This is a genomic window from Vibrio sp. Vb0667 (assembly GCF_033391095.1).
Genome location: NZ_JAWPOL010000157.1, coordinates 1 through 1,489, shown reverse-complemented (window position 1 = coordinate 1,489; position 1,489 = coordinate 1). Strand labels below are relative to the sequence as shown.

Genomic DNA, 1,489 nt, shown 5'->3' with positions numbered 1-1,489 from the left:
GGAAGAAGGCTTTGGCTTTGTAGCCTTCTAGCGCAAGTTGGTTGGTTTCGAAGTTGCGCAAGCCGCCCCAAATAGCGTCTACTTTCCCTGATGCGAGAGAGGAAGAGAGTGCCCAACCGACGTTGATGATTTGCACGTCAGAAAACTTCACGTTCTCCTGCGCAAGCATGGTGCCGATTGTCGCCTCTTCGTTACCTGCGATCGCAATACCGATCTTCTTGCCTTTAAGGTCGCCAAGGTTGTCGTTCTTGCCGTTATCCAACACCATCAATGTGTTGAGGGGAGTAGCAATCAAGGTCGCAGAGCGAATTAATGGCAAGCCAGCCGCTACGTCGATGGTTAAGCTCGGCTGGTATGAAATCGCCATATCGACTTTGCCAGCCGCAACTAGTTTGGGTGGTGTGCTTGGGTCGGCGGGTTCCTGGATATTGACCTTCAAACCTTGCTGTTTAAAGTAGCCGCGCTCTTGTGCGATCACGATAGGGCCATGGTTCGGGTTAACGAACCAATCCAGCATTAAAGTAAGCTCTTTTTCGGCAGCAAGTACGTTAGTTGAAACCATTGAAGCGAGCAGAGCGGCAGCGCTCATGAGTTTGTTTTTATTCACGGGGTTCTTCCTTTTTCTTTCCCTATTTGTTTTCCCAGGGAATGGCTTTTTTCAGTAATTTGTCAGTGGTGAAATAGAGTGCGATAGACAGCGCGGCGAGAATAAACAGCGCCGCGAACATCTCATCGATGATCATGCGTGCGTTGGCTTGCAGCATCAGATAGCCAAGGCCCTCACTTGAACCAACCCATTCACCTACCACGGCACCAATCGGCGCAATAACCACGGCAACACGAATACCAGACGCTAACGTTGGCAGGGCGGCAGGTAGTTGAATATGGCGCAGTAATTGCCATTTCGATGCGCCCATGGTTTTGGCAAGATCGAGGTAACCAGTTGGTGTATTGCGTAAACCGTCGTAGCAACATGTCGTGACGGGGAAAAAGATGATGATCGCCGCCATTACTACTTTCGATGCAATGCCGTAACCCAGCCAAAGCATGAGCACTGGCGCGATAGCAAATACTGGAATTGCTTGGCTAGCGATAAGAATCGGCAATAGCCAGCGTTTGAGCGGCTCGAACATCAGCATTTGCAAAGCGAATAGCAACCCCATCGATAAGCCGAGTGCGAGGCCAAGAAGGATCTCTTGCGCGGTGACCCAAGTGTGTTTGAGTAGCACGTCGTATCGAGTCACTAATCTATTCAATACTTCAATTGGCGAAGGCAAGATGAAGTTTGGCATGTCAAACACCACTACAATGAGTTGCCACAAACCTAAGATCACCGCTGCGCTGATCAGCAGACGCAACGTCGGATGAGTTACGCGTTCCTTTTTACTAATACGCGCCGAAACGGAGTTGTACTGAGTCATATCACTCATAGTCTTTCTCCAACTGATCCAAAATCGCCTGCTGTAGCGCTGCGCACTCTCCATCGAGA

General features: G+C 50.0%; 2 protein-coding genes. Both read right to left on the bottom strand.

Features of this window, described 5'->3' with window-relative positions; translation table 11 throughout:
- Positions 1-607 (bottom strand): ABC transporter substrate-binding protein (locus R8269_RS24215; RefSeq protein WP_318222776.1); only part of this gene is annotated, 607 nt, incomplete at its 3' end.
- A 22-nt stretch (positions 608-629) separates the two neighbouring features.
- Positions 630-1,421, bottom strand: coding sequence for an ABC transporter permease (locus R8269_RS24210; RefSeq protein WP_412079967.1), 792 nt, complete (start codon positions 1,419-1,421; stop codon positions 630-632).
- Between the last annotated feature and the right edge of the window lie 68 nt (positions 1,422-1,489).

Coding starts and splice junctions, on each gene's coding strand:
- R8269_RS24210 (WP_412079967.1), bottom strand. CDS start 1,421: ATGACTCAGTACAACTCCGTTTCGGCGCGTATTAGTAAAAAGGAACGC.